This window comes from Lactococcus sp. bn62 (assembly GCF_029492705.2).
Classification (GTDB): Bacteria; Bacillota; Bacilli; order Lactobacillales; family Streptococcaceae; genus Lactococcus; species Lactococcus petauri.
Window position 1 is genome coordinate 70,734 of record NZ_CP120417.1, and the last position, 21,393, is coordinate 92,126.

Genomic DNA, 21,393 nt, shown 5'->3' on the forward strand with positions numbered 1-21,393 from the left:
GAAGAGAATAGCAATAATATGAATAATTGGAACAGTATCACCGTACGCATCATTCGTGCAGCAGAAGAAGCAATCAGTAATATTTTAGTTGAAGCAGGATCAGCAGGGGTTGAAATTAACGACAGTGCAGATTATCTTAATCACAAGGACCTTTTCGGAGAAGTGCTTCCTCAGGTAGAACAGTCAGAAATGGTGGAAGTGACTGCTTATTATCCGGAAAATATGCCAATTACTGAGCTCAAGTCAGATATTGAACAAAAGATAAATGCTTTAGCAGGAAGCTTTGACGTGACCAACGTTGAAGTACGTACAAATAATCTTGCAGAACAAGATTGGGCAGATGCTTGGAAAAAGTATTTTGAACCAGCTCGCATTACTCATGATTTGACGATTGTCCCAAGTTGGACAGATTATACTCCACAATCTTCAGCGGAGAAGCTGATTCGCCTTGATCCAGGGATGGCTTTTGGTACAGGAACGCACCCAACAACAAAAATGAGTCTTTATGCTCTAGAACAAATAATTCGCGGTGGCGAAACGGTCTTGGATGTAGGTACAGGTTCTGGTGTGCTCTCTGTAGCTAGCGCTTATCTTGGCGCAAGTGAAATTCATGCCTATGATATTGATGAAGTTGCTGTGCGTGTAGCACGTGAAAACATTGAGCTTAACCCAAATACGGATAAAATTTCAATCTCAGCCAATAATTTATTGGAGGGTATCGAGCAACAAGCAGAAGTTATCGTAGCAAATATTTTGGCGGATATTCTTGTACTTATGACTGACGACGCTTTCCGTCTCGTCAAAGATGAAGGTTATTTGATTATGAGTGGTATCATCGCTGATAAAGCAGATAAAGTTATTGCATCCGCAGAAAATGCTGGTTTCTTCCTTGAAACGCGTATGACTCAAGGCGAATGGAACTGTGTGATTTTCAAAAAGACAGAAAACCGTGAAGGGGTAATTGGCGGTTAAGTATGGCAAATCAATATTTTGTGTTCAAAAAGCAACCAGAAATTGGTGAAGACTTTACTATTGACGATAAGGCAGCTGTTCATCACATTTTTACAGTCATGAGGACGAGTGTGGGGGAGAAGATACAGCTAGTTTTTGAAGAGGGGAAAGTGGGTCTTGCCGAAGTTGTTTCTAGCGAGCTATGTACGGTACGTTTATTAGAGGTACTGGATGTGCAAACGGAACTTCCAGTTCACATTACTGTAGCGCTTGGTTTCCCTAAAGGCGATAAATTAGAATTTATCAGTGAGAAGGCAACGGAACTTGGCGCAAGTGCAATCTGGGCTGCCCCCTTCAAATGGTCTGTGGCCAAATGGGACAGCAAAAAGCTTGCCAAAAAGAAGGAAAAATTAGATAAAATTGTATTGGGGGCTGCAGAACAATCTCGCCGTCAAATATTGCCAGAAATCTGTTTTTTTGAAAAGCTGTCTGAACTGGTTGCTACATTTTCTCAATTTGACCAAGTTTTAATTGCTTATGAAGAATCTGCTAAAGCAGGGGAGCAAGCGAGGTTGGCTCAAAATATGACGAGTTTAAAACCAGGCCAAAAAGTTTTGCTGCTTTTTGGACCAGAAGGTGGTATTGCACCGGAAGAGATTGCGCTATTTGAACAAGCAGGTGCAGAGATTGTCGGGCTCGGACCGCGTATTATGCGTGCTGAGACAGCACCGCTCTACGCCTTGTCGGCCTTTTCAACTTACTTTGATTTGTTGAAATAAACCGAACAAAGAGATAAAAACTCGCGCTTTAAGGACTAAAAGCGTAAATTTATAGGCAGAAATGTGTTAGAATAGTAAAAATATATCAAGGAGGAAAGTGGAGCTACTTCACAGGAAATAAAACATGCCCTCAGAACCAAATCTTACCGGAGATCAAGTGGTTAAACTTGCCTCCGCATACATGAATGAAAAAGATATCTTGCTGGTGCGTAAAGCTTTACAGTGTGCATCAATAGCTCACGCTGAACAGTATCGTGCAAGCGGAGAACCTTACATTATCCATCCTATCCAAGTGGCGGGAATTTTATCTAAACTACAGCTTGATGCAGCAACTGTATCGGCAGGCTTTTTGCATGATGTTGTTGAAGACACTAACTTTATACAGTCAGACTTGGTGGAACTTTTTGGTGAAGAGATTGCGAATATTGTTGATGGAGTAACGAAGCTTGGTAAGGTAGAATACAAATCGCATGAAGAACAACTTGCGGAAAATCACCGTAAGATGTTGATGGCCATGAGCAAGGATATTCGAGTTATCTTGGTCAAACTTGCCGACCGTCTTCATAATATGCGCACTCTCAAAAATCTCCGACCAGACAAACAAAAACGTATTTCAAGTGAGACTATGGCGATTTATGCGCCGCTTGCACACCGCTTGGGTATTGGAAGCATTAAATGGGAACTTGAAGATCTCTCTTTCCGTTATCTTAATGAAACAGAGTTCTATCGTATCCGTGGCTTAATGAACGAAAAACGTGCAGCGCGTGAAAATTTAGTTGAAGAAGTGATTGAGAAGCTAAATGAGCGTATGAAAGATGCACAAGTTGACGCTGAAATCTATGGGCGACCAAAGCATATCTATTCTATTTATCGTAAAATGCACGATAAGAAAAAGCGTTTTGATGAAATTTATGACCTTATTGCCATTCGCTGTTTGACAAACTCGACAAGCGACGTTTACACGACACTAGGGTATATCCATGATTTATGGAAGCCGATGCCTGGGCGTTTCAAGGACTATATTGCTAACCCTAAAGCTAATGGTTACCAGTCTGTTCACACCACGGTTTACGGTCCTAAGGGGCCGATGGAATTCCAAATCAGAACCCATGAGATGCATCAGATTGCTGAGTACGGGGTCGCAGCACACTGGGCTTACAAGCAAGGGCGTAAAGCTAAAGTTGACGTTCATGAGATTTCGGAAATACTAAACTGGATTAACGAATTGGTGGAACTTCAAGAACAATCAGGTGACTCCGCAGAGGAATTTGTTAAAGCAGTTCAGGAAGATATTCTTGGTGACAAAATTTATGTGTTTACACCAACAGGAGCAGTTCAGGAATTGCCAGCTGGCTCCGGTCCTATTGACTTTGCATATGCTATCCATACGCAAGTGGGGGATCATGCAACAGGTGCGAAGATTAACGAGCGAATGCAACCGCTGAATTATGTTCTGAAAACAGGTGATAAAGTAGAAATTATTACTTCCAAAACGTCATTTGGACCAAGTCGTGATTGGATTAAACTCGTTAAGACCAATAAAGCCCGTAACAAGATTAAGCAATTTTTCAAGAGTCAAGATAAGGAACTCTCTATCCACAAAGGCCGTGAAATGCTGCAAACGGAACTTGCAGAGAATGGTTTTACACCGAACCAATATTTGGATAAAAAACATCTGGACGAAGTACTTGAAAAATTAAGTTATCGGGACAGTGAAGCCCTGTTTGCTGCAGTTGGTTTTGGTGAAATATCAGCAACCTCTGTATTCAATCGTTTGACAGAAAGTGAGCGCCGTAAAGTTGAGAAAGAAAAGCTGAAAGCTGAATCTGAACAACTAATGAAGGGTGAAGTCAAACGCGAAAACAAAAATAAAAATGTCATGAAAATTCGCCATGATGGTGGTGTGAGTGTTTCTGGCGTTGATAGCATGTTGGTGCATATCAGTAAATGTTGTAACCCTGTGCCAGGGGATAAGATTGTCGGATATATCACTAAAGGTCGAGGAGTTTCCATCCACCGCGCAGACTGTAAAAATGTTCGCAGTCAAGAAGATTATGAAAAGCGTCTGATTGATGTAGAATGGGATGATTCACAACACCTTACTAAAGAATACGTGGCCAATATCCATGTGTATGCGTTTAATCGTCCGAATCTGCTTAATGATATCGTTCAAGTGTTGTCTAATACAACAAAAAGTTTGATCTCAATTAATGCTCATCCAACAAAGGATAAAAAAATGGCCAATATCCATCTTTCTATTGGAATAAAAAATCTATCTGATTTGACTTTGATTGTTGATAAGATTAAGATGACACCAGATGTCTATAGTGTTAAACGGACCAATGGTTAACAGAAAATAGCAAAAAACTGTCCTTTTGGATAGTTTTTTTGTTAAAATGAAATTATGAAAATAGTAATCCAAAGAGTTAAAGAAGCTTCAGTAAAAATTGAAAATAAAATCAGAAATCAAATCACATCTGGCCTATTACTTCTCGTTGCAGTAGAAGATGCAGATACAGATTTTGACTTAGATTATGCCGTACGCAAGATCAGTAAAATGCGTATTTTTTCAGATGAAAATGGCAAGATGAACTTATCTGTACAAGATATCTCTGGCGAAGTACTTTCTATCTCACAGTTTACACTCTATGCGGATATTCGCAAAGGAACACGCCCAAGCTTTTCGCAAGCCGGGAATCCAGCATATGCAGAAGCGATGTATCTTAAATTTAATGAAAAGCTTAACCAGATTGTTCCGACTAAAGCAGGAGAATTCGGTGCAGATATGGAAATCAGTTTAATTAATGATGGGCCAGTAACAATAATTATTGATACAAAAAGTGCACGAAAATAGAAAGCAGAGGACAATCGATGACAGTTAAAAATATCATTTTTGATCTCGGCGGTGTGATTCTTGATCTAGATTTTGAAAGAATGATACAGCAATTCCACAAATTAGGTATTTCAGATTTCGAAGATTATTTCACCTTGAAAAAACAGGCGGATTTTTTCGAAGCTTTGGAGTTGGGACTCATCACACCAGAAGGATTTTGTGACCGCCTTCGAGAAGAAGCAAAAGTCGATGTGGATAATGAGGCGATAGAAGAAGCTTGGAATCTTATTTTGAAAGATTTCAGTTCAGAGCGGATGAATTATCTGGAAAGAATTTCTGAAAAATATAACATTTTTCTCTTTTCAAACACTAACAGTATTCATGCAAAATGTTTTGAAAAAAGATGCTCAGAACAAACGGGAAGAACTTTGGAGACTTACTTTAAACAGGTGTTTTATTCACATAGTTTACACCTGAGAAAACCAGATATGGCTGCGTTTAAAGAGGTTTTAGAATGCTCTGGTTTACAGGCGGCGGAAACTTTGTTTATAGATGATAATTTAGCTAATATAGTGGGAGCACAGAAGGTGGGGCTCCAAACAATTCATCTCCAAAAGCCTCAGACCATTCTCGACTTAGAAATTGATTAGCGTCAAGTCAATTGATAAATAAAAACTCCAGAAGGAGTTTTTTTGCTTTTCTGACTAGCCAAATTGAAGTAAATAGTATAAAATTTATAAAGCTAAATATTTTTAGGAGTATTCTACAGTTATGTTTTATATATTTTTACGCGGTTTAGTTCGCTTTTTACTTTTCATATTTAATGGTAAGGCTACATACCATCATACGGAACGCATTCCAGACAAGTCTGAGAATTATATTTTGGTAGCGCCACACCGCATGATTCTTGATCCTGTTTACATGGCTTTTGCGACACGTCCAAAACAGTTTATCTTTATGGCCAAGAAAGAGCTTTTTAAAAATCCTTTCTTTGCGTGGTGGATTAAAAAATGTGGGGCTTTCCCAGTCGATCGTGAAAATCCTGGACGTGAAGTCATTCAGTATCCAGTAAAGATGCTAAAAAAATCAGATAAATCTCTCATCATGTTTCCAACAGGTTCACGGCACTCCAACGAACTCAAAGGCGGTGTTACGATTATCGCTAAAATGGCAAAAGTTCGGATTGTTCCTGCTGTTTATCAGGGTCCTTTATCAATGAAGGGTATTTTTAAGCGTGAAAAAGTACAATTGAATTTTGGGGAACCTATTGATATTTCAGATATTAAAAAAGCAAATGCTGAAGGTATCGAAGAAGTGAATCGCCGTTTGGAAGCTGCATTTGCTCAACTCGATAAGGAAATCGATCCAAATTACAAATACGTTGCTAAATAATACAGCTGTATTTATATTTTTGAGGTAACTATTGGAAAAAACCTTTAAAAATGCTAAAATTAAGGAAATATCCCTTATTGGATAGTAAACGGAGAATACATGGCAAATATTATTAAAAAATTAGTAGAAAACGACAAAAAAGAGCTTAAAAGATTACATAAAATGGCTCAAAAAGTCGAATCATACGAAGAAGAAATGGCTGCCCTTGCAGATGAGCAACTGCAGGCCAAAACAGAAGAATTTAGAGAACGTGCAGCTGCCGGTGAGAGTCTTGACGATATGCTGTATGAAGTTTTTGCTGTCTGCCGTGAAGCAGCAAAACGTGTCCTTGGTCTTTTTCCTTTCCACGTGCAAATTATGGGGGGGATTGTCCTCCACAATGGTGACGTTCCGGAGATGCGTACTGGTGAAGGTAAAACTTTGACAGCTACCATGCCAGTTTATTTAAATGCGATTTCTGGCAAAGGTGTACACGTAGTAACAGTCAACGAGTATTTGACAACACGTGATGCAACCGAAATGGGTGAATTATACAACTGGCTCGGTTTGACTGTTGGACTTAACCTTAACTCTAAGTCACCAGAAGAAAAACGTGAAGCATATAACTGTGATATCACTTATTCGACATCATCTGAGCTTGGTTTCGACTACTTGCGTGACAACATGGTCACTCGTTTTGAAGATATGGTACAGCGTCCGCTCAACTATGCTCTTGTCGATGAGGTTGACTCCATCTTGATTGATGAGGCGCGCACACCATTGATTATTTCAGGTCAAGCAGAGGGCTCTTCTGCGCTTTATTACCGTGCAGATCAGTTTGCTAAGACTTTGGTTGGTCGTGAAGATTATGAAGAGGGCGATGATTATAAGATTGACTTACAATCTAAAACTATCTCACTCACAGATGAGGGGATAGATAAAGCAGAACGTTTCTTTGATATTGAAAACCTTTATGACATGGAAAATGTTGCCTTGACTCACTTTGTGGACAATGCACTCCGTGCCAACTATATCATGCTTCATGATATTGATTACATGGTTGATGACCAACAAGAAGTCTTGATTATTGACCAGTTTACAGGTCGGACAATGCCTGGGCGTCGTTATTCTGATGGTTTACACCAAGCGATTGAAGCCAAAGAAGGTGTGCCGATTCAAGATGAATCTAAAACCATGGCTTCAATTACGATTCAAAACTACTTCCGTATGTACAAAAAATTGTCAGGGATGACTGGTACAGCGAAAACGGAAGAAGAAGAGTTCCGTGAAATCTATAATATTCAAATTATTCCGATTCCAACGAACCGCCCAATCCGTCGTGTGGACCATCCAGACTTGCTTTACCCAACCCTTGAAGCAAAACTAAATGCTGTCTTGGATGACGTGAAGAAACGTCATGCTGAGGGGCAACCTATTTTGATTGGTACTGTGGCTGTTGAAACTTCTGAGATTATTTCGAAAAAATTGGTCGAAGCTAAAATCCCGCATGAAGTTTTGAATGCGAAAAACCACTTCCGTGAAGCACAAATCATTATGAATGCCGGTCAACAAGGAGCGGTAACCATTGCGACCAATATGGCTGGTCGTGGTACAGACATCAAGCTTGGCCCTGGTGTTAAAGAACATCCAAATCCAGAATATCAAGGTCTTGCGGTAATCGGTACTGAACGTCATGAAAGTCGTCGTATCGATAATCAGCTCCGTGGACGTTCTGGTCGTCAAGGGGATGCTGGTGTCTCTCAATTTTATCTTTCACTTGAAGATGATTTAATGAAACGTTTTGGTTCCGAACGCGTTTCTGCCTTCCTTGATCGTATGCGTATCAGTGGTGATGATGCCGTCATCAAATCTGGCTTAATCACACGACAAATCGAAGGTTCACAGAAACGTGTCGAAGGAAATAACTACGATTCACGTAAACAAGTCTTGCAATATGATGATGTGATTCGTGAACAACGTGAAGTTATTTATGCACAACGCCATGAAGTGATTGTGGCGACTGAAGATATGACACCTGCTCTGTATGGTATGTTTAAGCGTACAATCGATCGCCAAGTTGATGGCCATGCAGCAACAGGGGATCTTCAAGAAGAAGCAAATCTGCTCAATCTTTATGAAACTGTTGAAAATACAATGCTTTCAGCGGATGTCTTTAGCATTGAAGATCTTCGTGGTAAAAGCCCACAAGAAATTAAAGATTTTCTTTTTGAAAAAGTTAAAGAACATTATGCAACACAAATGGAACGCTTGGGCGATAAAGAGCGTCAGATTGACTTCCAACGTGCTGTTATCCTTCGTGTAGTAGACAACAATTGGTCTGAGCATATCGATCATTTGGATCAAATGCGTCAGTCTGTAGGATTACGTGGTTATGCACAAAACAACCCGATTGTTGAATATCAAGAAGAATCACACAAAATGTTTAATAACATGATTGGAGCTATTGAGTTTGAAGTAACTCGTTTGATGATGAAAGCTCAAATTCATCCGCAAACCGCTGTTCAAGAACAAGCACCGCGTGTAACTGTAACGGCTTCACAAGAAAACTTGACAAATGTGGGACAATCCTCTGCAGAAGGTATTGATTTCAGTAAAGTTGGCCGTAATGACATGTGTCCATGTGGTTCAGGTAAAAAATATAAGAACTGTCATGGTCGCGTTCACACAGCTTAGATAAAAAAGTGATAAAATAGACGAAACACCCTAACTTAGGGTGTTTCATTTTTCTAAGTTGATAAATACAAAAGATATCAATAAATTGAAAGGAGAAAGATGTCTTTCAAAATAATAAGCCCAGAGATAAATGTTGATGCAGTCAAAATGCTGGGCCACCTTGATAGCGAACAACATCAGCGAAAAGAAGCAAGAGACAGAGAATTAGAAGCAATTATCAAAGGTGAGGATTCCCGGCTTTTATTAATTATTGGTCCTTGTTCCTCGGACAATGAAGCAGCTGTTCTGGAGTACGCACATCGTTTGGCTAAACTCCAAGAAAAAGTAAAAGACAAGATTTTCATGGTAATGCGTGTTTATACAGCGAAACCGCGAACAAACGGGGAAGGTTATAAAGGAATCATTCATCAACCAGATGCAGCAGGTGAAACTGATCTTATCAATGGTATTCGTATGGTACGTGATCTTCACTATAAAGTTATTACACAAACTGGACTGACCACTGCTGATGAAATGTTGTACCCAGAGAACTTGCCTTTAGTAGATGATTTAGTTTCTTATTATGCAGTTGGCGCCCGCTCAGTGGAAGATCAGCAACATCGCTTCGTGGCTTCCGGTATTGATGCGCCAACGGGGATGAAAAATCCAACTTCTGGTAATATCAAAGTCATGCTAAATGGCATTTACGCAGCACAGCAAGAGCAAGACTTTCTCTTTGGCCGTGCAGAAGTTCAAACTGCAGGGAACCCTTTGGCACATGCCATTTTACGTGGGGGGCAGGACGAGCATGGCAAAAATCTTCCCAATTACTATACGGATAATTTGCAGGAAGTCATTGCAAATTACGAAAAAATGGGATTAAAGAATCCCTTTATCATTGTGGATACCAATCATGATAACTCTGGGAAGAAATATATGGAGCAAATTCGAATTGTACGACAAACGTTAGTCAATCGTGATTGGGATGAAAAAATACGCCGTTATGTACGAGGCTTTATGATTGAGTCGTATTTAGAAGATGGACGTCAAGACCGACCGGAAGTGTTTGGAAAATCAATCACGGATGCTTGTCTTGGTTGGGAGAAAACAGAGGCCTTGATTCAGGAGATTTATCAAGCGGAAATATAATAATTTCAGAGGATAAATAAAAAAGCCGAAATGATGAAGATAATTTAATGAAAAAATGATTGCAAACCTTTTCACTTTGTAGTATAATGTTAAAGTATAGATATGCTGAACAAAAAGGCATTATCGAATAAAAATTGAAATAAGGAGATTCCAAAAATGGCATCTAAAGAATTCCACATCGTTGCAGAAACTGGTATCCACGCACGTCCAGCTACATTGCTCGTTCAAACAGCTTCTAAATTCACTTCAGAAATTAACCTTGAATACAAAGGTAAATCTGTAAACCTTAAATCAATCATGGGTGTTATGTCACTCGGTGTTGGTCAAGGCGCTGATGTAACTATCACTGCTGAAGGTGCTGATGCTGATGACGCATTGAGCACAATCGCTGAAACAATGGTTAAGGAAGGTCTTGCTGAATAATGACATCTATGCTTAAAGGTATCGCTGCATCATCAGGTGTAGCCGTAGCGAAGGCATACTTGCTTGTTCAACCTGATTTGTCATTTGAGACAGTGACTGTTGAGAATATCGAAAATGAAGAAGCTCGTCTTGATGCAGCTCTTGCTGCCGCTCAAAGCGAGCTTCAAATCATTAAAGATAAAGCAGTAGATAGCCTCGGAGAAGAAGCCGCAGCCGTATTTGACGCACACATGATGGTTCTTGCAGACCCAGATATGACCGCTCAAATCAAAGCTACTATTGAATCTAAAAAAGTTAATGCTGAAGCAGCCCTTAAAGAAATCACTGACATGTTCATTGCTATCTTTGAAGGTATGGAAGACAATGCTTACATGCAAGAGCGCGCTGCCGATATTAAAGACGTTACAAAACGTGTAATGGCAAACCTTCTTGGTGTTAAATTGCCAAGCCCAGCTTTGATTAACGAAGAAGTGATCATTGTTGCTGAAGACTTGACACCATCAGATACTGCACAGCTTGATAAGAAGTACGTTAAGGCCTTTGTTACAAACATTGGTGGACGTACATCTCACTCAGCAATCATGGCACGTACGCTTGAAATTCCTGCTGTATTGGGTACAAACAATATCACTGAACTTGTTTCTGAAGGTCAACTTATGGCTGTATCAGGTTTAACAGGTGAAGTTGTTCTTGATCCAACTCCAGAGCAACAAAGCGAATTCCATGCAGCTGGTGAAGCGTATGCGGCACAAAAAGCTGAATGGGCTGCTCTTAAAGATGCTGAAACAGTAACAGCTGATGGTAAACACTTTGAGTTAGCTGCAAACATTGGTACGCCTAAAGATGTTGAAGGTGTTAACGACAATGGTGCGGAAGCTGTTGGTCTTTACCGTACAGAGTTCCTCTATATGGATGCTCAAGACTTCCCAACGGAAGAAGATCAATACGAAGCTTACAAAGCAGTACTTGAAGGCATGAAGGGTAAACCAGTCGTTGTTCGTACAATGGACATCGGTGGTGACAAAACATTGCCATACTTCGACTTGCCAGAAGAAATGAATCCATTCTTGGGTTGGCGTGCTTTACGTATCTCACTTTCTAATAGTGGTGATGCAATGTTCCGCACACAACTTCGTGCACTTCTCCGTGCATCAGTTCACGGTACACTCCGTATCATGTTCCCAATGGTTGCATTGGTTACAGAATTCCGTGCTGCTAAGAAAATCTACGACGAAGAAAAAGCTAAATTGATCGCCGAAGGTGTTCCAGTAGCTGAAGGTATCGAAGTAGGTATCATGATCGAAATCCCAGCAGCAGCAATGTTGGCTGACCAATTTGCGAAGGAAGTTGATTTCTTCTCAATTGGTACTAACGATTTGATCCAATACACAATGGCTGCAGACCGTATGAATGAACAAGTTTCATACCTTTACCAACCTTACAACCCATCTATCCTTCGCCTTATCAACAATGTTGTTAAAGCTGCGCATGCAGAAGGCAAATGGGCTGGTATGTGTGGTGAAATGGCCGGTGATCAAACTGCTGTTCCACTTCTCATGGGTATCGGACTTGATGAATTCTCAATGTCAGCAACATCTGTTCTCCAAACACGTTCATTGATGAAACGTTTGGACTCAACTAAGATGGAAGAACTTTCAAACAAAGCTCTTACTGAATGTGCAACAATGGAAGAAGTTGTCGCACTCGTTGAAGAATATACAAAATAAGAAAAACGCGAAGAAATTCGCGCTTTTTTTGTATTTTAAGAATGATCAAAGTCCTTATTTTCGAATTTATTATTCTAATTAATAAGAAGAATAAAATAAAAAAGCCTTCAGAGGCTATTTTATTAGAAGGGGAGTCCTTTAGAGAACTTACCGAGTTTTTGTTCAGTAGTTTTTTCGATTTGAGTGAGAGCATCATTTACAGCATCTGCAACCAAATCTTGCAATGTTTCAGGATCTTCAGGGTCAATCACATCACTCTTGATTGTCAAGTTTGTTAATTTACGATCACCAGAAAATTCAGCGATTACTAAATCTTGTGCTGCTTTACCAAAAAAAGTAGTGTTGGCAATTTCTTCTTGTGAAGCTTGCATTTGTTTTTGCAATTTTTGTGCTTGCTTCATCATGTTTTGCATATTCATCATCGTGGTTTATTATCTCCTTGTTTCAAGACTTAAGTGCCTTGAGTATTGCAAATATATAGTTTCTTGATGTCATTATTATACCATTTTTGTGAATGATTTTGAAGCAGATGAGAAAACAAAAAAACGTCTAATTACTAGACGTTTAAATAATATGCGGAAGGCGGGACTTGAACCCGCACAGCCAAGATAGGCCACAGGATCCTTAATCCTGCGCGTCTGCCAATTCCGCCACTTCCGCGAATTGGTACTTTAATATAATACCATTTTAGGAAGGGGAATGCAAGAATAAACTGTAATAGGGTGTTTAGCACTGTAAAATAATCAATCGTTATAGTTTTTCAGAAATTTTTCAACAGATTGACGGTAAAGTTGAGGATTTGTCTCAAAGGCCTTGGCATGTGCAGCACCTTTAATCAAAAGCATTTCCTTTGGTGTTCCTGTCTTGACTGCTTGGTAGTTTTCCTTAAGCATTGACGTAGGCACATAAGTGTCTGAATCGCCGTGGATAAGGAGGATAGGGCGATTGTTTTGAGAGAGTGCTTGTGTCGCACTTGCTTCTTTTAAAAACCAACCTTGGCGCACTTTATTCATAGCGGATAAACTATAGACAAGGGGAAATGGCGGAATATTGTAGGTCGATTTGGCTTGATAGGTAATTTCCGACCAAACATCAGTATAGCCACAATCTTCGATAATACTGTTGACAGAGCTAGGTAATTCTGTCTCACTTGATGCCATCATAACAGTTGCAGCTCCCATAGAAAGTCCAAATAAAGTAATACGACTTTCAGGGTTTTCTTGTGTTAATTTTTTTGACCAGGCGATCACGTCTTTTTTATCGTAGTAACCATAAGTAATGAGCTGACCTTCTGAGGATCCAGCAGCACGATTGTCAGGCATAAGCACATTATAGCCTAAATCATGGAAGAGTTGTCCATATTGGCGCATCGCTTCTTTATTTTGGCGAAAACCGTGGACAACAATAACTGTTTTATTTGTCTTATGTTCCGCTGGGATGTACCAAGCATTGAGCTTTAAGCCACCATTTTCCATAGTAAGTGTTTTTTTATTCAGCTTATCAAATTGTGTGACAAGAGGATAATTTTTACTTGATGCTTGAACTTGGCCCACGGGAGCATCATTGCGGACATAGGCAACGGAGTAGAAATAATAAGTAATCCCCAAATCAACGAGCAGCAGTAGGCTTATGATACTAATTGTCCATAAAGCGAAAATTTTCTTTTTACGTTTTTTCATCGCATTATTATACCAAATTTTTTAAGGAAAATAGGAATAATATTACCTAAGAGACATAACGTTCATACCAATAAATATGATTTCGTATGAAAAAACCTTCCCACAAGAGCCAACAAATGTGTGGGAAGGAAAAGGAGTAGTCGGGAATCAAAGGGGATTGATTCTTTGAGCCATTATGTTTAGGGAAGCGAAATGAAGATCACTTTATTGGCTCTTGGCTACATCTATCTTTTATTTACCTTTATTCTAACATGGTTTTGAGCTTATAAGTAATGATATGCAACAAAAATTAAAGCTAAAAAAGCGCTTTCTCGGAAAAAAGTGACTTTTCCTCTACTTTGTGTTAAAATAATGGAGATAATTTTTAGTATGGGAGAGAGTGGCTTGGCTATAAAAAAGACCTATCGTGTAAAACGCTCGAAAGACTTTGAACAAATATTTTTAGCGAAAAATAGCTTTGCCAATAAGAAATTTGTTGTATATAAACTCGATACTGAGCAACAGCATTTTCGTACAGGGATTTCAGTAAGTAAAAAGATTGGAAATGCGGTCACACGGAATCGTGTGAAGCGACTCATTAGACATGCAGTAGCAGAGTTTTCTTCTCATTTAGAAGACGAAGATTTTGTGATTATTGCACGTCCAGGAGTCGAAAAACTCAGTTTTGATGAAGTAAGAAAAAATCTCAAGCATGTATTGAAATTGTCTAAAATTTATAAAGATGGAGAAAAGAATTGAAAAAGAAAATAACTTTGCTTTCGATGGCAAGTGCTTCTTTACTCTTATTGGCTGCCTGTGGACGTTCTGAGGTCACACAACATTCAACAAACTTTTGGGAACAGATAGTTTATGGATTTGCTCAGGTTATCCGTTTCTTGTCATTTGGTGGTATGACAGCTGTTGGTATTATTTTATTTACCTTGATTATTCGTGCGGCACTTTTGCCTTTGATGAATATTCAAATCAAGTCTAGCCAAAAAATGCAGGAAATTCAGCCTGAAATTAAAAAAATACAAGCGCAATATCCAGGTAAAGACGTGGATTCGCGTCGTAAAGTTCAAGAAGAAACACAAGAACTTTACGCTAAAAACAAGGTAAATCCTTATGCAGGATGTTTACCACTCTTAGTGCAAATGCCAATATTATGGGCGTTGTACCAAGCTTTGACACGTGTAGATTTCTTAAAGCACGGAACTTTCCTCTGGTTTAATATCGGAGATAAAGATCCAACATTTATCTTGCCAATTTTGGCAGCACTCTTTACATTTGCTAGCTCATGGTTGACAATGAAATCAGCCCCTGAGAAAAATGCAATGACAAGTACGATGACATTTGCTATGCCAGTGATGATTTTTGTTTTTGCGATCAATGTCGCAAGCGGTGTTGCTCTTTACTGGGTAGTATCAAATGGTTTCCAAGTCTTACAAACTTTGCTTATTGCCAATCCCTTCAAAATAATCGCAGCGCGTGAAGCTAAAGCCCAAGCGGAAAAGGATAAAGTAAAAGCACGTGAGAAGGCATTAAAGAAGGCTTTGAAAAATAAAAAGTAAATCAGGAGATAGGAGTTTTAAATCATGACTATTTTTACTGGGAGAACAGTTGAAGAAGCAATAGAACGCGGCTTATATCGTTTAGGTGTAAAGCGTGAGAATGTGCATATTCATGTAAAACAAAAAGAAAAACGTGGTTTTTTAGGATTTGGTAAAAAACGAGCCCTCGTAGATATAGAAGAAATCAAAGAAGAAACCATTCGTAAAGCGGATCGATTAGCAGAACGTGGTGTGGAAGATATCAACCTTGGTGTGCCTAAAGCACAGTCTGCTATGGAAGCAACTCTTGAGTTAAGCCAAATTGTTAAAGCTGTACGTGCAGCTGAAAAAGAACAAGAAGGTGAATTAACTCCAGAAGAACGTGAAGTTATAATTGAAGAAGTTAAAGCAGACATTGCTCAAAGCAAAGATCCGCTTCCAGAAGTTGAGGTTCCTGAGAAAGTAAAAGAAAAAGCTAAGGCTGTACCGATGGAATTAACTGCTGAGGAAACAGAGTTTGCGGATAAAATTTCGACTTACTTAACAAATATTACCTCTGAAATGGGTATTGCGATCACTGTAAATGTAGCAAAAGAAGGAACTCTGATTGTTTTTAACTTAAATTCGAATCAAGATGCTTTACTCATTGGTAAACATGGGAAGATTTTGCAAAGTTTACAAACCTTGGCTAAAGCTTATGCTAACAGTATTTTAAGTACCCGTATAAATATTGCTGTCAATGTTGGCGATTATCATGAAAAGCGTAAAGCATATATTACCAGCTTGGCGCATCGTGCAGCAGAACGTGCTCGTTCTGGTGAAACTGTCTATATTAATGATTTACAGTCGAATGAACGCAAGATTGTGCATACAATTATTTCGAAAGAAGAAGGTGTTTCTAGCCATTCTGAAGGTAATGAATACAATCGTTATATCACCGTTACAAAAGAAATTTGACATTTGCGATGATTTGGTGTAGAATATTTTAGTATGCTTTAAGCACAGAAATGAAAGAAAGGAACACCGCAAGAACGGTGGAGCTACTTTCCCAAGTGAAGTAGCCCAGGGATTTAACAAATGAAACGTACTTACCAACCACATAAAAAACCTCGTAAGACTACTCACGGATTCCGTGCACGCATGGCAACTAAAAACGGACGTCGTGTACTTGCAGCTCGTCGTCGTAAAGGACGTGCTTCACTTACAGTTTAATTGTAAAAAAGGATTCTCACCCTCGGGTGGGTTTTTTCTTTTGGAAACATGATTCATAAAAAGGAACAAAAATAACTCTTGGAAAAGTAAAGCGTTTACTTTTATTGTGATATAATGAATTTATTGTAAAAGAAGAGGAGTTTTTGTTAATGAAAAAAATTCAAATTGCCGATATGCAAGCTTCACAAATTATCTTAGGCTGTATGCGTATCATAGAACCAGGAAAGAACCCTGTCAAAGTTATTGAAACAGCTTATGAAAATGGTATTAACTTTTTTGATCACGCGGATATTTATGGTGCTGGACAGTGTGAAACGGTTTTTGCCGAGGCTTTGGCGCAAACCTCTATTCGACGGGAAGACATTTATCTCCAATCGAAATGCGCTATCCGCCCAGGGGTTGCCTTTGATTTTTCAAAAGAACATATTATCAAGTCGGTAGAAGGCTCTTTACAACGGCTACAGACGGATTATCTCGACACCATGCTCTTGCACCGCCCCGATACGCTAATGGAGCCAGAAGAGGTCGCAGAGGCCTTCTACGAGCTCGAGAAATCTGGAAAGGTTCGCTATTTTGGAGTTTCCAATCAAAATCCGATGCAAGTGGAGTTACTTAAAACAGCAGTGAAGCAGCCGTTACTTTTTAATCAGCTTCAATTTGGCTTGAAGCACACTGAAATGGTTGATGCAGGTCTCAATGTGAATATTCCTAATCAAGCCAGTCATATGCAAGATGGTTCAGTACTAGAGTATTCCCGTATAAATAAGATGACGATTCAAGCTTGGTCTCCTTTCCAACATGGATATTTTGATGGTCCTTTTGTTGGTAATGATAAATTCCCAGAATTAAACAAAAAGCTTGAAGAATATGCTGAAAAATATAATCTTACCCCTTCAGGGATAGCTATAGCATGGATTAACCGCCATCCAGCGCGTATGCAGACAATAATTGGTACGATGACGGAACGACGGATAGAGGAAGTAACAAATGCCAGTGATCTGGTTCTCAGCCGTGAGGAGTGGTATGACTTGTATATGGCAGCTGGAAATATTCTCCCTTAAGCCGGTAAATTTATAGTTTAGCATTAAGTGATAAAAGGGTCTAGTAGAGTCGTCTAGAGGGCCATTTATTCTAGCTACTAGACGAAATAGATTGAATTAGTGTCAGAAATGATGTATAATTAAAGAGCATTATTAGAAAAAATTAATTAAAAGGATTTTTAAGCAGTTTGCTTGAACCTACCCCAAAGGAGGTACATATTATGAGTTTTACAGATGAAACAGTCCGCTTTGAATTTGATGATTCAAGTAAAAAAGAAATCGGCGAAACACTTGTAAATGTTTATCGTGCACTTGATGCTAAAGGTTACAATCCTATCAACCAAATGGTAGGTTATGTTTTGTCAGGAGATCCAGCTTATATTCCACGTCACGACGATGCACGTAACAAAATCCGTCGTTTTGACCGTGATGATATTGTTGAAGAACTGATTAAAGAATACTTAAAAGCACATGGTGTACAGCTTTAATGTACAGTAGAATTTTAGGTTTGGATGTCGGTACGAAAACTGTTGGTGTAGCTGTGAGTGATTTATTGGGAATGACGGCTCAGCCTGTTGAAACAATAAAGATTGACAGTGAAGCTGGTGAATTTGGTTTTGAGCGCTTAGCAGAACTAATAACAGAATATAAACCTTCAAAAATTGTACTCGGTTTACCCAAACATATGAATAATGATGAAGGTATTCGTGCAGAGGCTTCAAGAAACTATGGTGAAAAAATTACTGAAACGTTTGATGTCGCTGTAGAATACCAAGATGAACGCTTGACGACAATGCAAGCAGAAAAAGTATTAATTGATGGTGGCGTCCGACGCAAGGACCGTAAAAAATCAATTGATAAACTCGCCGCTGTCTTGATATTACAAAATTATCTTGATGCGCACAAATTATTTTAGAAGTAGGAAGTATTATGTCAGAACATACACATGACCATGACCACGAAGACCGTTTTATCACTCTGATTGATGATAACGGTAATGAAAGCCTTTTTGAAATCTTGATCACTATTGATGGCCAAGAAGAATTTGGTAAAAATTACGTCCTCGTTATGCCTGTTGACGGTGCAGAAGATGATAATGGTGAAGTTGAAATCCAAGCTTATTCATTTACTCAAAATGAAGATGGCACTGAAGGTGATTTACAACCTATCGCTGAAGATTCAGATGCTGAATGGGATATGATTGAAGAAGTTTTTAATAACTTTATGGAAAATCAAGACGACGAAGTTTATTGATAAATCAAGAGGCAAAGCCTCTTTTTTTATTGCATTAATATTGAAATATTATAAATTATTACATAAAATTTTTAGCAAAAATTGAGTACTTCGAAGAAATTTGTTATAATTTAGTGATTACTCTTTGAAGGAAAATTAAATGAAAAAAAGATATGGTTCACGTTCACTTAGGCATGAACATAAAAAACAATTAGAACAATCAGAAGAAATCGAGGAGCTTGAGGTCAATGAAGACCTTGAAATTCCTGCGGAAGAGACTGGGTTTTATTCGCGTCGTCATAAATCAGAAGCGAGTTTTGTACCAACTCGAGAAAAATCACCACGGCTTATGCCAGCTGACTGGTTATTTATTGGGCTCGTGTCCTTGGTGCTTAGTCTAAGCTTCTATGCTTTCCCTATCTTCAATCTTCAACCTACAGGTGTACAGTCGCAATACCTCTATTCGGGAATGGCAATGCAGGCAGGATTGGTCCCTTACAATGATTTTTGGGGTGCTGGCGGAATTGTCTTTTATCTGATCAACTGGCTCGGTCATTTTGGTCAAACAACTTGGCTCCTTTACCTTTTCCAAATGCTAGCTTTATTTATGAGCGGTGTGCAAGTTTATCGTTTAATTTCACAACGTACTCGTAGCCGTTTGGCAGCGCGAATTACCACAGGTTTTACCTTGGTTTCGATTGCAGGATTGGCTCAAGGTGGTACAGCGCCAACCTTAATCGCCTTGCCTTTTGCATTATGGGCATTACAGTTCTTGGATCGTTATCTACGTCAAGATGCACGTGACGAAGCTTTTATCTTCTTTGGTATGAGCGGAGCTCTTGTGTTTGTCATATCACCAATCATGACCATTTTGTGGCTTCTTTCTTGTCTCGCTTTGCTTGTCTTTAATATTCAGAATAAAAGAATTGGGCGTGGTATTTATCAACTTTTAGCAATTTTATTTGGTTTATTGTTGGTAGGTTATACTGTTGCTTTTTACTCCTTAAATGCTCAAGTACTGTATACATCCATCGAACAATCCATTATCATTCCGCTTACGACATTAGGCTTTACAGATAATTTCTGGATGTCACTTCTGAAAGCTCTCGTTTTTCTTTTGGTGTTTGGTCTTGCGGCCAATTTCGTACATGGCGTACGTAATATTAAAAGTTCGGGTCAAACATTTATCTGGCAACTTTTACTCTTATTGGGTTCAATTCTTGTGTTAGGATTTGTTGTTTTTTCTCAAGTATTCGAAAGTTCAAACTTGCTTGCCATCTTGCCGTTACTTTTATTATTCGTCAGCGATACTATACAAGATGCGGTGGATCAACGTCAGAATATCCTACAAGATTATATGAAGGCCAAGCTTTTTGCGCCAATTTTAGCTCTGCTCTTTGTGATAGGAGCTCCGATCGTTACCCAAACGATGCATCAACAAGTTTTCTCAGAAGAACAACAAGTTGCACAGTTTGTGAAAGCCGATACAACAAAAGAGGATAAAGTACTGGCTATAGCATCGGATAAAAACATTAACTTGCGATCACAGCGTGTGGGTGGCATAGATGACTTCCCTCGCCATTATCCAGTGAGATTCCATCAGAACTTTGATTTGCTCTTTGCTAATGCAGGCAACAAGTATGTCGTAGTGCAAAGTGGACAGGATCTTTCAGATTCAGTAAAAGAAACACTTAAAGATTCTTACAAAAAAGTGGAAGTTGGTAATGTTAGTCAATTTTCTGTATATAAAAAGAAATAAGATATACATAATTGTATATCTTGTTTTATTATAATGAAAAAAGCGAATTTTCTGACTATTCCTGTTGTTTTTTGAATTTTTTTGTGTTATAATTCATTAAGAGTTTATTTAGAAAATAATATAATAGGAGAAAACCGTGGCTACTTTACTAGAAAAAACCCGCAAAATTACATCAGTTCTGCAAGATGGAGTAACTGATTTAAAGCAGGAGTTACCCTATGATAACATGACAGAGCGTTTAGCCAACGTTATTGACTGTAATGCTTGTATCATTGATACAAAAGGGAAACTTTTGGGCTATTCACTGCCATACGAAATTAACAACGATCGTGTTAATGAACTTTTCCATGTACAAAAACAATTGCCAGAAGATTATGCACGTGCGGCTATCCGTATCTACGACACTTTAGCAAATATCACAATTAACGAGCCTTTGTCAGTATTTCCTGCAGAACTTTTAGGTGAGTATCCTAATGGTTTGACAACATGTGCACCAATCTATGGTAGTGGTATGCGCTTGGGAACCTTCATCTTATGGCGTACAGACGGAAAATTCAGTGATGATGATCTTGTGCTTGCAGAGCTTGCAACAACAGTTATCGGTGTTCAACTTTCAAATCTTAAGCTTGAACAAATGGAAGAAAATATCCGTAAAGACACGATGGCTAACATGGCAGTCAATACACTTTCGTATTCAGAAATGAAGGCTGTGAAAGCAATTCTTGAAGAACTTGATGGTGAAGAAGGACATGTTATTGCTTCAGTCATTGCCGACAAGATTGGAATTACACGTTCAGTAATCGTTAATGCACTACGTAAGCTTGAATCTGCTGGTGTTATTGAAAGCCGTTCGTTGGGAATGAAAGGGACTTACCTAAAAGTTCTTAACCAAGGTTTATTTACAAAGCTTGAAGGTCGTAACTTCTAACCTTAAAAGTAATAAAAAAACTTCTCTTAGTGAGAGGTTTTTTACTTGTGGTAAAGGCAGTAGGCAGTAAAGCCTAGCTGTATCAGTTTTTAAAGATTTTTGCTATA

At 38.8% G+C, this 21,393-nt stretch carries 22 protein-coding genes and 1 tRNA gene; 20 read left to right on the top strand and 3 right to left on the bottom strand.

The window, feature by feature from the left end; all coding sequences use genetic code 11:
• Nucleotides 1-18 precede the first annotated feature (18 nt).
• From prmA to ptsP, 10 genes are all read left to right on the top strand, one after another.
• A complete protein-coding gene (gene prmA / locus P3G65_RS00395) occupies nucleotides 19-972 on the top strand; it encodes a 50S ribosomal protein L11 methyltransferase (protein WP_017368679.1) in 954 nt (317 codons plus the stop codon).
• A gap of 2 nt (nucleotides 973-974) precedes the next feature.
• Nucleotides 975-1,730 carry a 16S rRNA (uracil(1498)-N(3))-methyltransferase gene (locus P3G65_RS00400; RefSeq protein ID WP_019291931.1) on the top strand — a complete coding sequence of 252 codons (756 nt, stop codon included), beginning with the start codon at nucleotides 975-977 and terminating at the stop codon, nucleotides 1,728-1,730.
• A gap of 124 nt (nucleotides 1,731-1,854) precedes the next feature.
• Entirely contained in the window at nucleotides 1,855-4,080 is a 2,226-nt protein-coding gene (locus tag P3G65_RS00405) for a bifunctional (p)ppGpp synthetase/guanosine-3',5'-bis(diphosphate) 3'-pyrophosphohydrolase (RefSeq protein ID WP_284071213.1), read from the top strand.
• 54 nt (nucleotides 4,081-4,134) lie between these two features.
• Nucleotides 4,135-4,584, top strand: a complete 450-nt coding sequence (gene dtd / locus P3G65_RS00410; protein ID WP_019291929.1) for a D-aminoacyl-tRNA deacylase — start codon at nucleotides 4,135-4,137, stop codon at nucleotides 4,582-4,584.
• A 17-nt stretch (nucleotides 4,585-4,601) separates the two neighbouring features.
• Nucleotides 4,602-5,213, top strand: coding sequence for an HAD family phosphatase (locus P3G65_RS00415; RefSeq protein ID WP_019291928.1), 612 nt, complete (start codon nucleotides 4,602-4,604; stop codon nucleotides 5,211-5,213).
• A 121-nt stretch (nucleotides 5,214-5,334) separates the two neighbouring features.
• Complete coding sequence (locus P3G65_RS00420; RefSeq protein ID WP_019291927.1) at nucleotides 5,335-5,955, top strand: 1-acyl-sn-glycerol-3-phosphate acyltransferase; 621 nt, start codon at nucleotides 5,335-5,337, stop codon at nucleotides 5,953-5,955.
• Nucleotides 5,956-6,054: 99 nt separating this feature from the next.
• Nucleotides 6,055-8,628, top strand: coding sequence for a preprotein translocase subunit SecA (gene secA / locus P3G65_RS00425; RefSeq protein WP_019291926.1), 2,574 nt, complete (start codon nucleotides 6,055-6,057; stop codon nucleotides 8,626-8,628).
• A gap of 99 nt (nucleotides 8,629-8,727) precedes the next feature.
• Nucleotides 8,728-9,756, top strand: coding sequence for a 3-deoxy-7-phosphoheptulonate synthase (locus P3G65_RS00430; protein ID WP_019291925.1), 1,029 nt, complete (start codon nucleotides 8,728-8,730; stop codon nucleotides 9,754-9,756).
• A gap of 156 nt (nucleotides 9,757-9,912) precedes the next feature.
• A complete protein-coding gene (locus P3G65_RS00435; RefSeq protein WP_003133620.1) occupies nucleotides 9,913-10,179 on the top strand; it encodes a phosphocarrier protein HPr in 267 nt (88 codons plus the stop codon).
• A complete protein-coding gene (gene ptsP / locus P3G65_RS00440; RefSeq protein ID WP_019291924.1) occupies nucleotides 10,179-11,906 on the top strand; it encodes a phosphoenolpyruvate--protein phosphotransferase in 1,728 nt (575 codons plus the stop codon). Before P3G65_RS00435 ends, ptsP begins: the two co-directional genes overlap by 1 nt.
• Before the next feature lie 122 nt (nucleotides 11,907-12,028).
• Here the strand turns inward: ptsP and P3G65_RS00445 are convergent, their stop codons facing one another.
• The 3 genes from P3G65_RS00445 to P3G65_RS00455 form a co-directional block, all read right to left on the bottom strand.
• Nucleotides 12,029-12,328: a YbaB/EbfC family nucleoid-associated protein gene (locus tag P3G65_RS00445; protein ID WP_019291923.1), complete on the bottom strand. Its 300-nt coding sequence runs from the start codon at nucleotides 12,326-12,328 to the stop codon at nucleotides 12,029-12,031.
• 152 nt (nucleotides 12,329-12,480) lie between these two features.
• A tRNA-Leu gene (locus P3G65_RS00450) sits at nucleotides 12,481-12,566 on the bottom strand.
• 83 nt (nucleotides 12,567-12,649) lie between these two features.
• The gene (locus tag P3G65_RS00455; RefSeq protein ID WP_019291922.1) at nucleotides 12,650-13,585 is read right to left on the bottom strand and encodes an alpha/beta hydrolase; all 936 of its coding nucleotides are present in this window, start codon (nucleotides 13,583-13,585) and stop codon (nucleotides 12,650-12,652) included.
• A 369-nt stretch (nucleotides 13,586-13,954) separates the two neighbouring features.
• Here P3G65_RS00455 and rnpA point away from each other — a divergent pair, with 369 nt between their 5' ends.
• From rnpA to codY, 10 genes are all read left to right on the top strand, one after another.
• Entirely contained in the window at nucleotides 13,955-14,323 is a 369-nt protein-coding gene (gene rnpA, locus P3G65_RS00460; RefSeq protein ID WP_019291921.1) for a ribonuclease P protein component, read from the top strand.
• The gene (locus P3G65_RS00465) at nucleotides 14,320-15,135 is read left to right on the top strand and encodes a YidC/Oxa1 family membrane protein insertase (RefSeq protein ID WP_003133626.1); all 816 of its coding nucleotides are present in this window, start codon (nucleotides 14,320-14,322) and stop codon (nucleotides 15,133-15,135) included. The genes rnpA and P3G65_RS00465 overlap by 4 nt, the downstream gene beginning before the upstream one ends.
• 24 nt (nucleotides 15,136-15,159) lie before the next feature.
• Complete coding sequence (gene jag / locus P3G65_RS00470; RefSeq protein ID WP_019291920.1) at nucleotides 15,160-16,071, top strand: RNA-binding cell elongation regulator Jag/EloR; 912 nt, start codon at nucleotides 15,160-15,162, stop codon at nucleotides 16,069-16,071.
• 120 nt (nucleotides 16,072-16,191) lie between these two features.
• A complete protein-coding gene (rpmH, locus tag P3G65_RS00475) occupies nucleotides 16,192-16,326 on the top strand; it encodes a 50S ribosomal protein L34 (RefSeq protein ID WP_003135255.1) in 135 nt (44 codons plus the stop codon).
• 149 nt (nucleotides 16,327-16,475) lie between these two features.
• On the top strand, nucleotides 16,476-17,387 hold the full coding sequence (locus P3G65_RS00480; RefSeq protein ID WP_019291919.1) for an aldo/keto reductase family oxidoreductase: 912 nt from the start codon (nucleotides 16,476-16,478) through the stop codon (nucleotides 17,385-17,387).
• Nucleotides 17,388-17,587: 200 nt separating this feature from the next.
• Nucleotides 17,588-17,854 carry an IreB family regulatory phosphoprotein gene (locus P3G65_RS00485; protein WP_003133629.1) on the top strand — a complete coding sequence of 89 codons (267 nt, stop codon included), beginning with the start codon at nucleotides 17,588-17,590 and terminating at the stop codon, nucleotides 17,852-17,854.
• The gene (ruvX, locus tag P3G65_RS00490) at nucleotides 17,854-18,282 is read left to right on the top strand and encodes a Holliday junction resolvase RuvX (RefSeq protein WP_003133630.1); all 429 of its coding nucleotides are present in this window, start codon (nucleotides 17,854-17,856) and stop codon (nucleotides 18,280-18,282) included. Before P3G65_RS00485 ends, ruvX begins: the two co-directional genes overlap by 1 nt.
• 14 nt (nucleotides 18,283-18,296) lie before the next feature.
• The gene (locus P3G65_RS00495; RefSeq protein ID WP_003133632.1) at nucleotides 18,297-18,620 is read left to right on the top strand and encodes a DUF1292 domain-containing protein; all 324 of its coding nucleotides are present in this window, start codon (nucleotides 18,297-18,299) and stop codon (nucleotides 18,618-18,620) included.
• 139 nt (nucleotides 18,621-18,759) lie between these two features.
• Nucleotides 18,760-20,358, top strand: coding sequence for a hypothetical protein (locus P3G65_RS00500; protein WP_019291918.1), 1,599 nt, complete (start codon nucleotides 18,760-18,762; stop codon nucleotides 20,356-20,358).
• Nucleotides 20,359-20,494: 136 nt separating this feature from the next.
• On the top strand, nucleotides 20,495-21,286 hold the full coding sequence (gene codY / locus P3G65_RS00505) for a GTP-sensing pleiotropic transcriptional regulator CodY (RefSeq protein WP_003133634.1): 792 nt from the start codon (nucleotides 20,495-20,497) through the stop codon (nucleotides 21,284-21,286).
• The last annotated feature ends 107 nt before the right edge of the window (nucleotides 21,287-21,393 follow it).

Excerpts from the sequence above, each read along its gene's own strand:
- prmA (WP_017368679.1), top strand. The coding sequence starts at position 19 with ATGAATAATTGGAACAGTATCACCGTACGCATCATTCGTGCAGCAGAA.
- P3G65_RS00400 (WP_019291931.1), top strand. The coding sequence starts at position 975 with ATGGCAAATCAATATTTTGTGTTCAAAAAGCAACCAGAAATTGGTGAA.
- P3G65_RS00405 (WP_284071213.1), top strand. The coding sequence starts at position 1,855 with ATGCCCTCAGAACCAAATCTTACCGGAGATCAAGTGGTTAAACTTGCC.
- dtd (WP_019291929.1), top strand. The coding sequence starts at position 4,135 with ATGAAAATAGTAATCCAAAGAGTTAAAGAAGCTTCAGTAAAAATTGAA.
- P3G65_RS00415 (WP_019291928.1), top strand. The coding sequence starts at position 4,602 with ATGACAGTTAAAAATATCATTTTTGATCTCGGCGGTGTGATTCTTGAT.
- P3G65_RS00420 (WP_019291927.1), top strand. The coding sequence starts at position 5,335 with ATGTTTTATATATTTTTACGCGGTTTAGTTCGCTTTTTACTTTTCATA.
- secA (WP_019291926.1), top strand. The coding sequence starts at position 6,055 with ATGGCAAATATTATTAAAAAATTAGTAGAAAACGACAAAAAAGAGCTT.
- P3G65_RS00430 (WP_019291925.1), top strand. The coding sequence starts at position 8,728 with ATGTCTTTCAAAATAATAAGCCCAGAGATAAATGTTGATGCAGTCAAA.
- P3G65_RS00435 (WP_003133620.1), top strand. The coding sequence starts at position 9,913 with ATGGCATCTAAAGAATTCCACATCGTTGCAGAAACTGGTATCCACGCA.
- ptsP (WP_019291924.1), top strand. The coding sequence starts at position 10,179 with ATGACATCTATGCTTAAAGGTATCGCTGCATCATCAGGTGTAGCCGTA.
- P3G65_RS00445 (WP_019291923.1), bottom strand. The coding sequence starts at position 12,328 with ATGATGAATATGCAAAACATGATGAAGCAAGCACAAAAATTGCAAAAA.
- P3G65_RS00455 (WP_019291922.1), bottom strand. The coding sequence starts at position 13,585 with ATGAAAAAACGTAAAAAGAAAATTTTCGCTTTATGGACAATTAGTATC.
- rnpA (WP_019291921.1), top strand. The coding sequence starts at position 13,955 with ATGGGAGAGAGTGGCTTGGCTATAAAAAAGACCTATCGTGTAAAACGC.
- jag (WP_019291920.1), top strand. The coding sequence starts at position 15,160 with ATGACTATTTTTACTGGGAGAACAGTTGAAGAAGCAATAGAACGCGGC.
- rpmH (WP_003135255.1), top strand. The coding sequence starts at position 16,192 with ATGAAACGTACTTACCAACCACATAAAAAACCTCGTAAGACTACTCAC.
- P3G65_RS00480 (WP_019291919.1), top strand. The coding sequence starts at position 16,476 with ATGAAAAAAATTCAAATTGCCGATATGCAAGCTTCACAAATTATCTTA.
- P3G65_RS00485 (WP_003133629.1), top strand. The coding sequence starts at position 17,588 with ATGAGTTTTACAGATGAAACAGTCCGCTTTGAATTTGATGATTCAAGT.
- ruvX (WP_003133630.1), top strand. The coding sequence starts at position 17,854 with ATGTACAGTAGAATTTTAGGTTTGGATGTCGGTACGAAAACTGTTGGT.
- P3G65_RS00495 (WP_003133632.1), top strand. The coding sequence starts at position 18,297 with ATGTCAGAACATACACATGACCATGACCACGAAGACCGTTTTATCACT.
- P3G65_RS00500 (WP_019291918.1), top strand. The coding sequence starts at position 18,760 with ATGAAAAAAAGATATGGTTCACGTTCACTTAGGCATGAACATAAAAAA.